This window comes from Arthrobacter sp. K4-10C, from assembly GCF_059090085.1.
Genome location: NZ_JBNHFI010000003.1, coordinates 228,699 through 245,782, shown reverse-complemented (window position 1 = coordinate 245,782; position 17,084 = coordinate 228,699). Strand labels below are relative to the sequence as shown.

Genomic DNA, 17,084 nt, shown 5'->3' with positions numbered 1-17,084 from the left:
AGTCAGTATGGACTGCCCGCTGCCGGCTGGCCCCGCATTCAACCATCACTCCGTATGCTGGCGTGCAAGTGAATTCAGCCACTCGATGGCGCCGTCCGTCATTGGATGCGGGGCGCCGAGGGTCTCGAGGAACGAGCGCGCCTCGTACATCTCCGCCTCCCGCCGCACCGCATGAGCAGGGGTACTTTCGAGTATCCGCTTCACCAGCGCAGGACCGGAGGCGCCGAGTTCCGAGGCGATCTGGTCCAGCAACCAAGCCTCGGCGCCTGCTGCCCGGGCGGCAGTGACGGACTCCAGGACTGTCGCGGCGAGGCCCTTCATGAAAACGCTGCGGAGCAACTTCAGCCCGGCCGCCACGCCCGCTTCGCTGCCCATACTGGTCGCCGGGATCCGTAACCCGTTGAATACGGCGAGCAGCTCGTCGGCACCGGAACCACTCAGCGCCAGGGGCGTCTCGATCCGGGCACGGGGAACCGGCGCTAGGATGGCGACGTCGACGAACGCGATGCCGTGTGCTGCTGCCCGTTCTGCAAGCCGCTGCTTTTCCACGGGGCCTGCCGTGTTCATGTCGGCGAAGATGCCCGTCGGTTCCATGGCGGGCAAGGCCTCCTCCAGGACTGCTTCCGCCGCCACGCCGCCCACGAGGCTCAGGACCAGGTCGGCCCCGCGGACTGCTCCGTGGATATCATCGGCGGACCGGACTCCCGCGGGTGCGGAAGGGGCGAACGGATCCGCTGCCGAGACGCGCAGCCCGCGCTGGGCGAGGTCTGCCGCATAAATGCTCCCGGCCTCCCCCAGACCCAAAACAGCGACGTGCATGGGATTTCTTTCCTCCGTTGCTCCTAAGATTGTAAACAAAATGGCGGCCCATATCCGGGCCCCTTGTCATCGGGTGATTCTGGGAGTGCGGGTATACATGGCGTCAGCGCTTGAGAGTGCTTCACCGGCGGCCGAAGCCGGAGCCATTATTGATCAGCGGGTGACTGACCTCATCCGCGATGCAATCATTCACGGGGAGTTCGTGCCGAACCAACGGCTCGTCGAGGCAGACCTCAGTGCAGCATTTGATGCAAGCCGCGCAACAGTGCGGACCGCGCTTCTGCAGCTCGCCGGCGAAGGCCTGGTGGAACGCCTTCCGCATCGCGGATCCAGGGTTCGGGCAATCTCCGTCGAGGAAGCCATCGAGATCCTTGAAGTGCGGATCGGTGTCGAAGGCCTCTGCGCCGCGAAGACAGCAGCGGGCATTACCGATGAAGAGGTTGCCGCCTTCACCCGTCTGCGGGCGCAGATGATCGAATCTGTGGCCGAGGGCGACCTTGTCGAATATGCGCGCCTGAACCGGTACCTCGATATCCGGGTACGCGAGCTGAGCAATCATGCGACTGCCTCGGAGGTGTTGGCGCGGTTGCACGCGCAAAGCGTCCGGCACCAGTTCAAGCTGTCGGCGCGGCCCCAGCGGGCCAAGGTATCGGTGCTGGAGCACGTCGCCATCATCGACGCGGTTGTCGCCCGCGATCCCGAAGCTGCCGAGCAAGCCGTCCGCAGCCACCTGCTGAGCGTCATCGATGCGCTTCGCGATATCGCGTCCCCTAATCCAGGGCCGGCGGCGGCAACCTGAGCCGTCCTTGCCGGAGGCGCCGCCGCACGCGAGCCGGCAGTCACTTGGCTGCTGCTCCCGCCGTCCGCCACCCGCCGTGGTATTCGGTGCGCGCGGTGACGGCGTATGGCGCCGGACTTACGACGGCGCGTACGCTGAACTGCTCGTGAGGCTCCACCGTGGTCTTGCGGGAACCGCCGTCTGGCTCGCCCCAGACGACACGGACCTCCGTGCCGATCTCCACGTTGGCATCTACCGTTGCCAGCGAGAGCCCGCGCCGCTCGTTGGCGGTAACACCGGTGAACAGTGAAAGCCCGACAACCGTGCCGTCAGCATCCACTACGGAGTCGTAGTTGGACGATCCGTAGTTGGCGTTCGGCAGGTCGAAGAACTGGTAACCGAGGCCGTCGCGGTCCAGGAAGGACGCCCAGATCTTTGCAAGATCCTCGTCGTTCCAAGCGAGCGTGACCTTCTTGCGCTGCCCGGCGGAATCGATGCGCTCCAAGGCGTCGCGCCCAATGAAGTCATGGTCAAACTTCACGAACGAGCCATACCCGAGCTCCCACGGCGTCAGATAGTAGTCCTCGATGTCCGGCGAGACAAAGGAGCCGGCGAGCGCGTTGATTGCCTCGTAACTCGTGGCCGGGAGCCACTCCCGGTAGCGGCGCTCGGCCTCAGAGCTGTACACCGCCGGCAGTGGGGAAGGGATCCACCCAGACTCAAGGGTGTTGGAGGAGTACGCGCGCGAGCCGCAGGGTTCGATGCCGAACTCGGCTCCGGCTTCAAGCACTGCGTCCCGGATTTTCCCGTGCTGCTCATACGGCCCCCAGATTTCCAGCCCTGGCGCCCCTGCCATTCCGTGACGCAGTGTGCGCGCCTGCTCCCCGGCTATTGCCAAGTGGCCCATGTGAAAGAACCTGACCTGCTCAAGCCGTCCGTTGTTGAGCTTTTCGATAATCTGCCAGGCGTTAGGGCCTTGGATCTGGAAGCGGTAGTACTGCCGCTGGACCGCCTGGCCGTACGGCCGCGAGGGCGAGCGGTCGTCATAGGTGCACTCAACATCGTAGCCACCGGTTTCGGCGTGGAACTGGAGCCAGTTTGCCGCAGGAGCGCGACCGACGTAGACGAAGTCGTGCTCGGCCAGGTGGAAGAGGATGCCGTCGCCGATCACTCCGCCGTTGGACGCCGTCGGCACAAATTGTTTGGCGGTGTTCACGGGAAAGTTCGCAAAGCTGTTGATCCCGGTGTCGGAAAGGAGCTTCAGGGCGTCGGGGCCCTTCATGAAGAAGTTCACCATGTGGTGGGACTGGTCGTAGAGCACCGCAGTCTCGCGCCAGGCACGTTGCTCGCGCCGCCAGTTGGTGAACTCGGCCGGCACCACCGGGTAGATGTAGGTGCCGAGTTGGGAGTTGCGCAGGAGGTCGACGGTGTTGCCTGCCTCGTCAAGCACATCCTGCAGTGACTTCTGGGCCATCGGGTTTTCTCCTTCGGTATCGAACATGTTCTGTCGCCGCGCCACTAGGCGACGCGGTAGCTTTCGCGCGCAAACTGCACCAGGGGCGCAGGCGCGACCGTGGCGCGCAGGGCAACCTGCCGGTGCGGCTCGACCTGGAGCTTGCCCGAGTTTGGTTCCTCGCCCCAAACCACCGTGACTTCAGCGCCGACCTCGGCGGCGTCGGGGTCGAGGCTCGCGAGCGAAACGAACGCTTGCTCGTTGGCAATGTAGCCGCAGTCGAACGACTGGCCGATGATGATGCCGTCCTGGAGGACCCGGTCCACCTGGTACAGGGCGTACCGTGCCTTGGGCAGGTCGATGAATTTCGCCGGAAGGCCGGGGCGCAGGAGCGAGCCGATGGCTTCCTGGACGTCGTCGGGGTTCCAGACGAGGGTCACTTTCCGGCGACGCAAGCCTTCGGACAAACCCTTCAGGGCGTCACGCCCGATGAATTCGTGGTCGAACGCCACGGAGCGCCCGTAATCCAGGTCGTACGGGGTCACGTAGTAGTCCTCAATGTCCGGGGAATTGTAGCTGCCGCCCAGCGAGCCCGCACCGGACGCGGGAAGCCATTCGCGGTAGGCCCGCATAGCCTCGCCCGAGAAGATGGCGGGCAGGGGCGAAGGTACCCAGCCCGACTCGAGGTTGGCTGTTGAATAGCCCTTGGCTCCCACCTGGGTCAGTCCGAACTCTGCCCCGGCCTCCAGCAAGGCGTCCCTGACCCTGGCCCCGTCCGCCCAGGGCCCGAATAGCTCGAATCCGGGCTGGCCGGCCATCCCATGGCGGATGCCGCGGACCTCCAGCCCGGCGATCGGGAAGCGCGCCATGTGGAAGAAGCCGATCGGAGGGACAGGGGCTGCCAGGAGCTTCTCCACGATGGCGGGTGCGGCGGGCCCCTGCAGCTCATACCGGAAGAGCTTTGGGTCGCCTTGCCGCACGATGGAATTGCCGTCGCGTTCCGCCTCGACGTCGGAATCCCCCGTCTCAGCGTGGAACTGCACCCAATCGATCACCATCGGATGCCCCACGAGGTTGTAGGAGTCCGCATCGAGGTGGGCCAGAATGGCGTCGCCGATGAGGTGGCCCTGGTGGTTCACCGCAATGAATTGTTTCGCCCGGTCGGGCGGGAACTTCGCGAAGGAGTTCACCGCGAGCCCGCGCAGGAGGCCTTCCGCGCCGGGCCCGCTCAGGAACAGGTCAGTCATGTGGTGGGACTGGTCAAGCAGGGCGCAACTGGTGCGCCACGAATGCTGTTCCGATCGCCAGTTGCTGAATTCGGGAGCCACCGGGAACACGTGGGGCCGGGCGGTCGAGTTTCGCAGCAACTCGACCGGAGAACCCAGGCGGTCAATCGCTTCCTGCAATGTTTCCGTCACGCTGAACTCCTTCGTTCGGCTTGCTGGCGCTGCGCTGGCATCCCGCTCCGGCAAGGCAACATGCATCCGCCCACGATTGGTGACAAAATTGTAGCCGATGCCTTGACCCCGCTGCCAGAGCGTGGTTGTCTGGCACTGTCCGCAGGTGCCGCGCTACGTCGAGGATGCGAAAGCGATCCGGGGAGGACCCCATCATGGCCAAGGAAGGCACTGTGCTGGTGGTGAGCGCACACGCCGGCGACTTCGTCTGGCGCGCCGGCGGCGCAATTGCCGCCGCGACCGCCCGCGGCGAGCGCGCCGTCGTCGTCTGCCTCTCCTATGGCGAGCGGGGAGAATCCGCCAGCCAGTGGCTGGCCGGAAAATCACTGGACGAGATTAAGGCCCTCAGGCGCCAGGAGGCCGAGGCTGCCGCCGCAGCACTGGGCGCCGACATCGAATTCCTCGACGCCGGTGATTACCCGCTCATGCCTACCCGGGAACTGCTCGACGAGCTTGTGCGTATCTACCGCCGGGTGCAGCCCACCGTTGTGCTGACCCACCCGCTGCTGGACCCGTACAACGGCGATCATCCCGCTGCTGCCAAACTGGCGATTGAGGCGAGGATCCTGGCCCAGGCCATTGGTTACGACGCCCCCGGCGAGGTGCTCGGCGCACCGCCGGTGTTCTTCTTTGAGCCGCACCAGCCGGAACAGTGCGGCTTCAAGCCCGACGTGCTGCTCGACATCACTTCAGCCTTCCCGGCCAAGGAGCAGGCCATGAAGTGCCTGCCTGCCCAGCAGCACATGTGGGATTACTACTCCTCGCTGGCCGTCCGCCGCGGTGTCCAGGTGAAGCGCAACGCGGGTCCCAACCTCGGCCTGCCGGTTGACACCAGGGGAGAGGCGTACATGCGCTACTACCCCCAGGTCACCGAGGTCCTGGAATGAAAAACGTCGTGGTGACCGGTGTTCTGCGGGCTGACGCTTCCACCATTGATGCACTCGCATCGCACGGTGTGGCGACGGTGCACGAGGCGATGGGACGCACAGGCCTCGTGGGCGCCTTCCTCCGACCCATCCAGGACGGGGTGCGCATTGCCGGATCGGCAGTCACGGTTCTCTGCTGGCCCGGGGACAACCTCATGATCCACGCCGCGGTTGAACAATGCCGCAAGGGTGATGTCCTTGTTGTGACCACCGCCTCTCCCTCGCTGGACGGATCATTCGGTGAACTGTTCGCGACGGCACTCCAGTACCGCGGCGTGCGCGGGCTGGTGACAACCGGAGGGGTCAGGGATGTGGCGGATCTGCGGGCCATGGGCTTTCCCGTCTGGTCAGCCGCGGTCAATGCACAGGGCACGGTCAAGGCGACGGCCGGCTCGGTGAATGTCCCAATCACTGTCGGCGGCACTGTCGTGTGCCCCGGCGACGTGATCGTCGCCGACGACGACGGCGTCCTCCGCGTGCCGCGCGGCGAGGTGCAGGCAGCGCGCGAGGCGGCCGATGCACGGGTGGTGAAAGAGGCGGCGTCACGCGCTGCCTATCTTGAAGGTGAGTTGAGCCTGGACCGCAACAGGCTTCGCGGCGTGCTGGATGGAGTGGGCGTACGCTACGTGAGCGCTGCGGAGTACGAGGCGGCAGAGTACGAGGCAGAGCACAAGGCGGACCATGGCCGCCGTTGAAGGTATCGCCTGCCTCTACCTGCGCGGGGGCACCTCGAAGGGTGCGTTCTTCCTCGCGGCCGACCTCCCCAAGGAACCCGGGGAGCGTGACAGCCTGCTCCTGCGGATCATGGGTACGCCCGATCCCCGGCAGATCGACGGACTTGGCGGTGCACATCCCCTCACCAGCAAGGTCGCCGTCATCTCGCCGTCTCCTGATGGGGGCGCCGACGTCGACTACCTCTTCCTCCAGGTGGGCGTCGACAACGCCTTCGTTACCGACCGCCAGAACTGCGGCAACATCCTGGCGGGCGTTGGCCCGTTCGCAGTGGAGCGCGGCCTCGTGGCGGCTGGCGACGGGCGGACCCAGGTGCGCATCCGCATGGTCAATACCGGCAGTATTGCCACGGCGACGTTCGCCACGCCCGGGAGGAGCATGGATTACGACGGTGACCTTGAGATCGACGGCGTTCCCGGTACGGCCGGAGCGATAATGCTCGACTTCGAAAGCACGGCAGGTTCCTCAACAGGGGCGCTCTTCCCGTCCGGCAACGTGCGCGACCGGGTTGAAAACGTGGACGTGACGTGCGTTGACAACGGAATGCCGGCTGTTCTGGTGCGGGCCGTCGACCTGGGCGTCAACGGGTTTGAATCTCCCTCCGACCTTGAGGCCGACGGGAATCTCGCCGAACGCATTGCCGCGCTGCGCCTGTCAGCTGCGAAGGTGATGGGCATGGGAGACGTCACCGCCGCCACCGTGCCCAAGGTGGTACTCCTGGCCGCGCCCCGCGCCGGCGGTGCTATTGCCACCCGGAGTTTCCTGCCCGTCCGCGTGCACACCTCCATCGGCGTGCTTGGGGCCCTCACAGTCGGTGCGGGAGTGCTCGCTGATGGGTCCGTAGGCCATGATCTCGCCGTCCTGCCGCCGCCCGGGGCACCCCTCCGGATCGAGCATCCGACAGGCCACTTCGATGTCGACGTGGAGATCGGCTCAACAACGGAAGGTTACGCTGTCACGCGTTCGGCAGCCCTCCGCACGGCGCGGAAGATCTTCGACGGGCGCGTCTTTCCGCGACCCCGTCTCTAACCGGGACCCCGGAGAGGACAAGCCCATGACCCAGTACACCTCGTTCGACGTAGCCCACGTGGGGAATGTGGAGCTGTTGACCCCTGCCTTTGACAAGAGCCTGTGGTTCTTCCGCGACCTGCTCGCCATGCGTGTCGTCGCGGAGTCGGGCAAAGCGGGGAAGAAATCGGTGTACCTGCGCACGTGGGATGAATACCAGCTCTACACGGTGAAATTGACTGAGTCTGCGGACGCCGGCGTGGGGCGGACGACGTTCCGCACAACGAGCCAGGAGGCGCTCGAGCGGCGGGTGGCTGCAATCGAGGCCACCGGCCTCGGTATCGGCTGGGTGGACGGCGAGGTGGGGACAGGTCCCGCCTATGCCTTTCGTGACCCCGACGGACATGATCTGGCGATCTACTACGAAACCGAACGGTATGTGGCCACCGACGATAAGCCTGCACTGAAGAACCAGGCTTCCGCCTTTCCCGGCCGCGGCGTCAACGCCAGGCGGCTTGACCATATCAACTTCCTTGCCAAGGATGTGGTGGCGAACGGCAGCTTTGTGGCCAGCGCTTTGCAAGGGCGCGAGAGCGAGCGGATCAAGCTCGATGAAGGCGGGTACGCCGCATGGTGGTTCCACTTCAACAACAAGTCCTATGACGTCGTCTATTCGGACGATTGGCTCAAACACGGCAACCGGCTGCACCATGTCGCATTCGCCCCCGATACACGCGAGGACATCCTCAAGGCAGCAGATATTTTCCTCGAGAACGGCGTCCATATCGAATCCGGCCCCCATAAACATGCCATCAACCAGACCTTTTTCCTCTACGTCTGGGAGCCGGGCGGCAACCGGATCGAACTTGCCAACGCCGGCGCCCGCCTGCTGCTCGACCCTGACTCACCGGTCGTGGAGTGGACACAGGAGGAGCGCAGGAAGGGGCAGGCCTGGGGAATGAAGACCATCGAAACGTTCCACACCCATGGAACTCCCGTCGTCCGACAGTGACGAAACCAAAGAACGCGCAGGTACTGCACGGAGAGGTGCGAAGTCATGACAAATACAGTGAACACGTCCACGCCGGTGACCACCGGCCTGTACATCAGAGGCGCCGAGCGCCAGGCCGCCGACACCCTGGAGGTTGTCGACCCGGGAAAGCCCGGCGTCATCGTCGGGTATGCGGCGGCAGCCAGCCCTGGCGACGTCGAAGATGCGATCGCCGCGGCAAAGGCCGCTTACCCCGAGTGGTCCTCGCTGAGCGCCCGGGAACGGGCCAGCCAGATGGGGGCCGCGCTCGAAGGCATCGCCGAGTTCCGGGATGAGGACGCAGCCATCCTCTCCCAGGAGAACGGTAAGATCCGGATGGAGTCATGGGTGGACTCGCTCGTGTTCGAAATCCGGTGGAACCTTGCCCTGGCTTTGGCCGATGAAGTGGACACATCCAGCGTGCTCCCACCGGCACCGGGGATCCCTGTATCCACCACGGTCGCTTACCAGCCGCTCGGAGTAGTGACGGTCATCGTGCCGTTTAACTGGCCGATCGCGATCCTTGCGGCTTCCCTGCCGCATGCGCTTCTCGCCGGGAACACCGCCATCGTGAAGCCACCGCCCACCACCCCGCTTGCCACCACCCGGGTGGTTCAGCGGATCGCGGAGAAGCTGCCCGCCGGCGTGCTGAACGTCGTAACCGGGAAGGACGCTGACATGTCGGCCCTGATCACCAGCCCCGACGTGGCCAAGGTCTGCTTTACCGGCAGTGTGGCGGGCGGCAAGCGCATCATGGAGATGGCCTCGAAATCCCTGACGCGGGTGACGCTGGAGCTCGGTGGAAACGATGCCGCCATCATCCTCGAGGATGCGGTCCTCGATGACGCCCACCTCGACCGGCTGTACGCCGCAATCTTCGACACCACCGGCCAGATCTGCATGAATGCGAAGCGGATCTACGTCCACCGCTCCCGCATGGATGAGGTCGTCGCAGGACTGGCGGGTCGGCTGGAAAAGGCAGTCCTTGGCTACGGACTCGACGAGGGAACAACCATGGGTCCGCTGCACTCGCCGGCGCAGAAGGCATTCGTCGCGGAGATCATCGAGGAGGCGAAGGCAGCGGGCGCCGACGTCAGGGAGTTCGGGACGATCCCGTCGGTTCCGGACCTGCAGGGCGGGAACTTCCTGCGCCCGGCGCTGGTTATCGATCCTGACCCGTCGCTGCGCGTCGTCACCCAGGAACAGTTCGGCCCGGTAACTCCGCTCATTCCATTCGACACTGAGGACGAGGCCGTGCGGGCAGCGAACGATACGTGGTCAGGTCTCTGCGGGTCGGTGTGGACCGCCGACCCCGACGTGGCAAACCGCGTTGGCGGTAAGTTGGCCTGCGGTTATGTCTGGGTCAATGACCACGGTGCTACCCGGCTGGACCTGCGTGCTCCCTTCGGGGGCATGAAGCAATCCGGCATGGGACGTGAGCAGGGGATCGAGGGCGTACGTGCGTTCCAGGACACGCGCGCGATCGCCCATCTCGACCCGGACGCGCTGTCCGCAGGCTGACGGGAGGACGCAGTAAGCCCAATGGGGGCACCCACCGGGGCGGGCGGGGGCGGCGCGTGGTTTCCGCCCCTGACCCGCCCTTCCGCCTATACCTATGGACAGTCCCTATATGCATAGGTAAAATTGCCATAGGGCGCAACGGGGGGCCCGCTGAAAGGACATGGGGCCGTGGCCAAAAGTACACAAACCACCAACCGCGCAGCATCTCTCGAACTCATGAACGATTTCTCCCTGGAGATGACAGGCAAAGATGTCCCTGCACTCCTCGAGGCCAGGCACCTCATCCCCCAAGGCACCAGGATCAACGTGACGTTCCTGGGCAACGAGGACCTTGAGATGCGCGTGGCCGCCGCGAAGGCAGCACGGGAACTGGGCTTCGTCCCCGTACCTCACATCTCGGCCCGGCGGTTGAAGTCCAGGCAACAGTTTGAGGAGTTCCTCGGACGCCTGCAGGAGGCCGGCGCCGCAGAGCGCATCTTCGCTGTCGCCGGTGATCCCGCCCAGCCCGAGGGGCCTTTCAACGACTCGCTGGCAATCATAGAAAGTGGCGTCCTCCAGCAGTTCGGAGTCCGCGAAGTGGGAATCGGCGGATACCCCGAGGGGCATCCGGATATCCCCCAGGAGGTTCTGTGGCGGGCGCTGCAGGACAAGTCCTCCGTGCTCCGGGAACAGGGCTTTGAGGCAGTGATCCTGACCCAGTTCGCCTTCGACACCAATCCTGTCGCGCAATGGATCGACGCGGTGCGGGCCAAGGGCATTACCGCGCCCATCCGTGTCGGCACCCCTGGGCCTGCGGGGATAAAGCGCCTGCTGGGTTTTGCGCGCCGTTTCGGCGTCGGCGCAAACGCCATGATCGTAAAAAAGTACGGCTTCTCCCTGACCAACCTTGTGGGCGTTGCCGGTCCGGACAACTTCGTTAATGACCTTGCCGCCGTGTTGGCCAACAATTCTCCCGGCCGCGGCCCCGGAGGGCAGGTGGGGTTGCACTTCTACACCTTCGGCGGCCTCTCGGAGACCGCTGCCTGGGCCCGCCGGTTCACGGGCGGGCAGGAGTGAGGGGCAACGATGACAGTGCACACCCAGGCCTTGAGGGACCAGGCCTGCCTCATCGTCCATGGCCCGGACCGGCCGGGAATCGTCTCGGCGGTCGCGGCGCTGGTCACCCGAAACCACGGAAACATCGTCTCGCTGGACCAGTACTCCAGTGATCCTACGGGCGGTGACTTTTTCCAGCGCGTCGTCTTCAACCGGGCCGACCTGTCACTCGCGATGCCGGACATAGAGGCTGACCTTGGGGAGACTCTGTCGTCGCTGGGGCTCGCCTGGACCCTCACTGACCAGTCTGTTCCCAAGCGGATGGCCGTCCTTGTCTCCACCTCGGACCATTGCCTGCTTGAACTGCTGTGGCGGCACCGGCGCGGTGAGTTGTCCGTGACCATCCCAATGGTGATTTCCAACCACACCAACACTGCTGAGGATGTCCGCTCCTTCGGAGTGCCCTTCTTCCACGTTCCGTCGCCCGGCCCGGACAAGTCACAAGCGGAAGCCCAGATCCTGAAACTGCTGGTGGGGAATGTCGACTTCGTTGTTCTGGCGCGTTACATGCAGATCCTGTCTCCGGACTTCCTGGACCAGGTGGGGGTGCCGCTGATCAACATCCACCACTCATTCCTGCCCGCTTTCATCGGCGCTGCCCCCTATCGGAAGGCCAAGGAACGCGGGGTCAAGCTGATCGGAGCCACATCGCACTATGTGACCAAGGACCTTGATGAAGGCCCCATCATCGAGCAGGACGTGGCGCGGGTGACGCACGCACACTCGGCCATCGATCTCCAGGCCCGCGGCGCGTACGTGGAGCGGGCCGTCCTTTCGCGTGCGGTCGAGTGGCACGCCGAGGACCGGATCATCCGGCACGGCAACCAAACCATCGTCTTTTGACCCAATGGTAGAAAACAACCGATACAGAACAAGAGGTTCATCGTGGCACCCAAGAATCTGCAGGAAGTCCTCGACTCGTCCCGCGGCGCAGTGGACCTGCTCCGCAACTCACAAATCGGCTCCTATATCTATCCCGTGGTTCCGGCCGACTTCCAGAACTGGATCAAGGAACAGACTGCCTGGCGCCAGACCGCGGTGCTTTACGACCAGTCCCACCACATGGACAACCTGTTCATGAAAGGCTCGGACGCGATCAAGCTGATTTCATCGACCGCCATCAACTCGACCGCCGTGTTCCCAGTCAACAAGGCCAAGCAATATGTGCCTACAACGGAGTCCGGACACGTCATCGGCGACGGCATCCTTTTCCACGAGGCCGAGGACGAGTACGTTTACGTCGGGCGTTCCCCTGCCGCCAACTGGTTGCTTTACCACGGTGAAACCGGCGGCTACGCGAATCTCGATATCACGGTGGACCGCCGTTCACCGTCCCGTCCCTACGGCCAGCAGGTCACCCGGCAGTATTACCGGTTCCAGATCCAGGGCCCGAACGCCTGGCAGGTGATCGAGAAGCTTAATGAGGGGCCGCTCGAGCAGCTCAAGTTCTTCAACATGTCCACCATGTCCATCCAGGGAGCATCCGTCCGCACCCTTCGCCACGGCATGGCGGGTGCACCCGGACTTGAGGTGTGGGGACCTTATGCTGACCACGGGCGGGTACGGGATGCCATCGTCGAGGCCGGTGCGGAGTTCGGACTGGTCCCTGTCGGCTCGCGCGCCTATCCGTCCAACACCCTTGAGTCTGGCTGGATTCCCTCGCCGTTGCCGGCCATTTACAGCGGGGAAGCCGAGCGCGGCTATCGCGAATGGCTTCCTGCAGACGGGTATGAGGCGACCGGAACCCTCGCCGGCTCATTCGTGTCCGGGAACATCGAGGACTACTACCTGACTCCGTGGGAGCTCGGCTACGGCTCCTTCGTAAAGTTCGATCATGACTTCATCGGCCGCGACGCCCTGGAACGGATCGACCCTGCCTCGCAACGCAAGAAGGTGACGCTGGCCTGGGATGGCGACGACGTTACGTCGATCTACGCGTCGCTGTTCAGCCTCGAAGGACCGAGCTACAAGTTCTTTGACCTGCCGCTGGCGAATTACGGGTCAGCGAATTACGACTCGGTCGTCGACGCGGACGGCACGGTCGTCGGATACTCGATGTTCACCGGATACAGCGCCAATGAGCGGCGGGCCCTCTCGCTTGCGACGATCGACCCGAACGTTCCCGAAGGCACCGAACTGAAGGTCATCTGGGGGGAACCCGACGGCGGTACTTCCAAGGCCGCCGTCGAACCGCACGTACAGGCCCAAGTGCGCGCAGTTGTCAGCCCCGTGCCCTACTCCTCCGTCGCCCGCGCAACCTACCACGGCGGGTGGCGCACGAACTACCAGTCGGCCTAGGCTGGGAAGCCGGGGTTTCAGGGGGCGGTGGCGCCCCCTGAAACCCATGCACGGTCCCTAAAGGAGTGTCTTCGTCATGAGCCTGCGATATGCGCTGCTCGCGTTGCTGCGCGTGGGGCCGCTGTCAGGCTACGAGCTGCAGAAGCAGTTCTCCTTGTCGGTTGGTCACGTGTGGCACGCGCCCGACTCGCAGATCTACCCGGAGCTGCGCAAGATGGAGGCGGAGAACCTCATCGAAGGCGAAGAGCAGCCAAGGGGCCAACGCGCCACCAGGCGCGTCTATCACGTGACCGACGCCGGGAACAAGGCCTTCCTTGAGTGGATGCACTCCCCGTTGGAGTATGCCCGGGTCCGCGACCCTGCCCACCTGCGCGCCGCGTACCTGGAGGCAGCCACCCCCGAAGTGGCCAGGGAGTTCTTCCATTCGCACACCCTGCAGTGGGAGCGCGAGCTGGCGCAGTGGGAGGGTGAACTCGCGAGGATAGCCAATTTGAGCAACCCAATGCTGGTGCGGCGGCTCGCCGTCACCCGGCCGGAGGACCGGGACCGCACCATCGCTTTCAAACGGTTTACCTACGAGGGCCTGGTTGAACGGGCGCGGGCCGAAATCGCGTGGGCGCAGCGCGGACTCCGGCTCATCGACCAGCTCGAAAGCCCCCACGGCGTGCCACCTGGGCAGAACGCCACGCGCGTGTAGCGCCGTCGTCACCCCGGGGGATGGCAACGGCGCCGTTACCGCCTTGCTGCCAGGGGGTTACCCGAAGTTCTCCGCGGTGGCATATCCCCTGCCGTTGTACTTCTGCACGAGGACAGAAGACACGGCCGGCTGTCCATCGGCCGTCGTGTCCACCGCAGTGCCCTCAAGCATCAGAGGCGCCTCCAGGCCCTTGATGTCCAGCAGCGCCGCCATGAAATTCTCGCGTGTCGGCTCAGTCATGTTCTTGAACGCCGCTTCAAGAGTGGCTCCCACCATGTAGCTCCACATGCAGTGCGGGAAAGCGGGCATGTCAGGGTAGTTGCCGTACTGCTTCAGTTCGGAAAGGAACTTGACGACGTCGGGATCCTGCGCGAACTCAGGGCTCTGCGGAGCCTTCGCAAAGGACACTGTGTAGATTCCGGGGTAGGCAGCCCCGCCACCCGGCTCAAGGATCGCGGTGGGGCTGGACGTATTCGACGGGAGGAACCAGCTCGGTTTCCAGCCGATTTGCTGCGCCTTCTGCAGCGACGCGATCACCAGCGGAGTGATGGACATCGCGTTGAAGAATACGTCAGCTCCCGACGACGCCAGCTGAGTGAGCTGGGCATCTACCGACGTGTCGGTGGCCTCGTACGTTTGTTCCCCGACGACAGAGATGTTGGAAGCATCCTTGATGGCCTCCTTGAAGCCCTCAACATATCCCTTGCCGTAATCGTCGTTTTGCGACAGGATCGCAACCTTGTGCTGGGCGCCTGATTCCGCCAGCAGCTTGCCGAAGGCCGCTCCCTCGTTCTGGTAGATCGGGACAAACCCGAGCTGCCACGGACTCTCCTCCCGGTTGCTGAACAGGGGGTCGCCCGTCATGACGAGCACCTGCGGGACTTCCTGGCTGATGGCCGCGTCGCGGAATGCGCGGTTGGTGGGGGTGCCAAGGCCTGCGGTGGCGGCGAACATGTTGTCGGAAACCATCTGCTGGAAGTTCGACAGCGATTTCTGCGGATCGTAGGCGTCGTCGTAGGACTTGATGGTGACCTTCCGCGTCTTGCCATCACCGAATTCCACGCCTCCCGCGGCGTTCACGGCGCCGAAGTAGGCGGAGACGCCTGCGACCGTGCACGTTCCCGGGCCGGCGGTCGGACCGCTGAGCGGGGTGGTGATGCCCAGCGAAATTTCCGTGTCGGTGATGCCCGGGCTCGCGGCGGCGCCGTCCCCCTGCCCGGGACCGCCGCGGGTGCAACCTGAAGTGGAGAGCGCGATAACCGACGCCATGGCGACGGCGCCTAGGACGCCCGGCATTTTTCTCATCATCATGATTGATCTTGCCTCTCTGTTTTTTCGACTCCCTTCCGCGCGGCCTCCGTCACGGGATGAGGCGCAGGAGAGGTATGTGGGGGATTCCCGGGTAGCGTGGGCCGGGCAGCCCGACGGCGGCTGAGCCGGCGGACCACCCGTGGAAGGCTGACCAGTCCCTGGGGCAACAGGAAGAGCACCACGAGGAGAATGGCACCCTGACTGAGGGTTGTGAAGCTCGGATCGATCGCGTTTGTCAGCTGCGGCACGAAGACGTAGTACGCGCCTCCGATCAGTGAACCGGCAATGCTTCCGGCTCCGCCAATGACCATGGCGGCGAGGAGGCCGATGGAGTGGCCGAAGCTAAGCGTCTCCGGCGAGGTGTATTGCACGGCCGCCATATACAGGAAGCCGCTTGCCCCGCCGAATATGGATGCCACGGTGAACGCGAGAACCTTTGTGCGGTATGGCGAGACACCCATGGATGCGGCGACGGCTTCGTTCTCCCGCACCACGGTGAATGCCCTGCCGTACTTGCCGCGGACGAGGTTGCGGGCCAGCAGGAATGCAGCGGCCGTCACCAGCAATACGATGTAGAACTGCCACTGGTCGTTGTAGAGGCCGGACCAGTCGGGGGCTGCGGAGAAGCGGGCGGAGATGCCCTGCGAGCCGCCGGTAAGCTCATCGAGGCGCTTTGCCAGCGGGACGCCCACGATCGGCAGGGCAATTGTGACCATCGCAATGGCGAGGCCGCCGAGCCGGGCTGCTGCCAGCGCCACGAGCAGTCCAACGATGCCGGCGATGAGGCAGGCCGCGACGAACACTATGATGATGTTCCAGCCGCGGTTGACGCCGTAGGCGGTGACATAGGCGCCAAGCCCGACAAAGAAGATCTGCCCGAGGTTGACCTGCCCCGTGTAGCCCATGATGATGTTAAGCCCGAGTATGGCGACGGCGTAGACGCCGACGCGCACCAGCGTCTGGTTGGCAAATGCCGGGAGGACGAGCGGGGCAACCAGCAGCACGATCGCAACAACCACGATGACGATGATCCGGGTTGATCTGCCGCGGAAAAGGGACGTCGTGGCACCCATCAGACTCTCACCACAACCTTCCGGCCGAACAGGCCTTGGGGACGGAGTATGAGGATGACGAAGATCAGGACAAAGGGTACGGCGATCTTAAGGTCGTGCCCGATCAGCGGCACATACACGGCTGCAAGGTTCTCGAGCACGCCGATCGCCGAAGCGGCGACCACACAGCCGACCGGGCTGCTCAGGCCTCCCAGGATGACGGCGGCGAGCGCGTAGACAAGCGCTGTGTCGAGCATGCCCGGGGTCAGGGTCAGCTGCGGAGCCACAAGGACGCCTGCAATTGCTCCGAGGGTGGCGGCCAGTCCCCAGCCGACCATCAAAAGCCTCCCCACGGGGAGGCCCGAGAGGGCAGCGGAGGCAGGGTTGTCTGCCACGGCGCGGAGCGCCAGCCCGAGCTTTGTACGCAGGAAGAGCACCTGCAGAACCACCATGATCACCAGTATGCTCAGGGTCGTCGCGAGCGACCTGACGCTGACTACCGCGCCAAGGATGTCCACGCTTGTCAGCGGGAACAGCGAGGGGAAACTGAGGTTGTTATAGCTCCAGAGGACGGCAACGACGCCAGTGATCAGGGTCAACAGCCCGATCGTCACCACAACGGCCGTATCCGGGTCGCCCCGCTCAAACCGGCGGAGGAGAAACCGTTCCACCAGCGCCCCGACAAAAAACGAGACCACTACGGAGATGGCGATGGCGACGATGAGCGGCACGCCCAGCTGCACAAAGGCATAGGCGATGTAGCCGGAGAACACCGCCATGCCGCCCTGGGCGAAGTTGATCAGTCCGGTCGCCTGATGCACCAGCACTATAGCCAGGGCGAGGGCAGCATAAATGGAGCCGGTTGCGAGGCCGTCCACAACGAGCTGGATGAAAGTTTCCATACCTG

At 64.4% G+C, this 17,084-nt stretch carries 16 protein-coding genes; 10 read left to right on the top strand and 6 right to left on the bottom strand.

Annotated elements, in window-relative coordinates; translation table 11 throughout:
• Positions 1 to 45: 45 nt before the first annotated feature.
• Positions 46 to 819, bottom strand: coding sequence for an NAD(P)-dependent oxidoreductase (locus AC5RUU_RS05660; protein WP_493974230.1), 774 nt, complete (start codon positions 817 to 819; stop codon positions 46 to 48).
• A gap of 97 nt (positions 820 to 916) precedes the next feature.
• Between AC5RUU_RS05660 and AC5RUU_RS05655 the strand changes: the two genes are divergently transcribed.
• Positions 917 to 1,618, top strand: coding sequence for a GntR family transcriptional regulator (locus tag AC5RUU_RS05655; RefSeq protein WP_493974229.1), 702 nt, complete (start codon positions 917 to 919; stop codon positions 1,616 to 1,618).
• Positions 1,619 to 1,658: 40 nt separating this feature from the next.
• Here AC5RUU_RS05655 and ligM (AC5RUU_RS05650) read toward each other — a convergent pair whose 3' ends face one another.
• On the bottom strand, positions 1,659 to 3,071 hold the full coding sequence (gene ligM / locus AC5RUU_RS05650; protein ID WP_493974228.1) for a vanillate/3-O-methylgallate O-demethylase: 1,413 nt from the start codon (positions 3,069 to 3,071) through the stop codon (positions 1,659 to 1,661).
• A 44-nt stretch (positions 3,072 to 3,115) separates the two neighbouring features.
• Complete coding sequence (locus AC5RUU_RS05645; protein ID WP_493974227.1) at positions 3,116 to 4,468, bottom strand: aminomethyl transferase family protein; 1,353 nt, start codon at positions 4,466 to 4,468, stop codon at positions 3,116 to 3,118.
• 194 nt (positions 4,469 to 4,662) lie between these two features.
• Here AC5RUU_RS05645 and AC5RUU_RS05640 point away from each other — a divergent pair, with 194 nt between their 5' ends.
• From AC5RUU_RS05640 to AC5RUU_RS05600, 9 genes are all read left to right on the top strand, one after another.
• On the top strand, positions 4,663 to 5,394 hold the full coding sequence (locus AC5RUU_RS05640) for a PIG-L deacetylase family protein (RefSeq protein WP_493974226.1): 732 nt from the start codon (positions 4,663 to 4,665) through the stop codon (positions 5,392 to 5,394).
• Positions 5,391 to 6,128 carry a 4-carboxy-4-hydroxy-2-oxoadipate aldolase/oxaloacetate decarboxylase gene (locus AC5RUU_RS05635; protein WP_493974225.1) on the top strand — a complete coding sequence of 246 codons (738 nt, stop codon included), beginning with the start codon at positions 5,391 to 5,393 and terminating at the stop codon, positions 6,126 to 6,128. Before AC5RUU_RS05640 ends, AC5RUU_RS05635 begins: the two co-directional genes overlap by 4 nt.
• On the top strand, positions 6,115 to 7,194 hold the full coding sequence (locus AC5RUU_RS05630; protein WP_493974224.1) for a 4-oxalomesaconate tautomerase: 1,080 nt from the start codon (positions 6,115 to 6,117) through the stop codon (positions 7,192 to 7,194). Before AC5RUU_RS05635 ends, AC5RUU_RS05630 begins: the two co-directional genes overlap by 14 nt.
• Positions 7,195 to 7,219: 25 nt before the next feature.
• Positions 7,220 to 8,185, top strand: coding sequence for a VOC family protein (locus tag AC5RUU_RS05625; protein ID WP_493974223.1), 966 nt, complete (start codon positions 7,220 to 7,222; stop codon positions 8,183 to 8,185).
• Between the two features lie 45 nt (positions 8,186 to 8,230).
• Entirely contained in the window at positions 8,231 to 9,724 is a 1,494-nt protein-coding gene (locus AC5RUU_RS05620) for an aldehyde dehydrogenase family protein (RefSeq protein WP_493974222.1), read from the top strand.
• A gap of 168 nt (positions 9,725 to 9,892) precedes the next feature.
• On the top strand, positions 9,893 to 10,780 hold the full coding sequence (locus AC5RUU_RS05615; protein ID WP_493974221.1) for a methylenetetrahydrofolate reductase: 888 nt from the start codon (positions 9,893 to 9,895) through the stop codon (positions 10,778 to 10,780).
• Positions 10,781 to 10,789: 9 nt separating this feature from the next.
• Positions 10,790 to 11,662: a formyltetrahydrofolate deformylase gene (gene purU, locus AC5RUU_RS05610; protein WP_493974220.1), complete on the top strand. Its 873-nt coding sequence runs from the start codon at positions 10,790 to 10,792 to the stop codon at positions 11,660 to 11,662.
• A gap of 42 nt (positions 11,663 to 11,704) precedes the next feature.
• Complete coding sequence (gene ligM, locus AC5RUU_RS05605; protein ID WP_493974219.1) at positions 11,705 to 13,117, top strand: vanillate/3-O-methylgallate O-demethylase; 1,413 nt, start codon at positions 11,705 to 11,707, stop codon at positions 13,115 to 13,117.
• Positions 13,118 to 13,193: 76 nt separating this feature from the next.
• Positions 13,194 to 13,814, top strand: a complete 621-nt coding sequence (locus AC5RUU_RS05600) for a PadR family transcriptional regulator (protein WP_493974218.1) — start codon at positions 13,194 to 13,196, stop codon at positions 13,812 to 13,814.
• A 57-nt stretch (positions 13,815 to 13,871) separates the two neighbouring features.
• On the opposite strand, the gene AC5RUU_RS05595 is transcribed toward AC5RUU_RS05600, so the two are convergent.
• The 3 genes from AC5RUU_RS05595 to AC5RUU_RS05585 are packed head-to-tail and all read right to left on the bottom strand — an operon-like array spanning position 13,872 to position 17,079.
• Complete coding sequence (locus AC5RUU_RS05595) at positions 13,872 to 15,125, bottom strand: ABC transporter substrate-binding protein (protein ID WP_493974217.1); 1,254 nt, start codon at positions 15,123 to 15,125, stop codon at positions 13,872 to 13,874.
• Complete coding sequence (locus AC5RUU_RS05590) at positions 15,122 to 16,198, bottom strand: branched-chain amino acid ABC transporter permease (protein ID WP_493974216.1); 1,077 nt, start codon at positions 16,196 to 16,198, stop codon at positions 15,122 to 15,124. The genes AC5RUU_RS05595 and AC5RUU_RS05590 overlap by 4 nt, the downstream gene beginning before the upstream one ends.
• Positions 16,198 to 17,079: a branched-chain amino acid ABC transporter permease gene (locus AC5RUU_RS05585; protein WP_493974215.1), complete on the bottom strand. Its 882-nt coding sequence runs from the start codon at positions 17,077 to 17,079 to the stop codon at positions 16,198 to 16,200. Before AC5RUU_RS05585 ends, AC5RUU_RS05590 begins: the two co-directional genes overlap by 1 nt.
• Between the last annotated feature and the right edge of the window lie 5 nt (positions 17,080 to 17,084).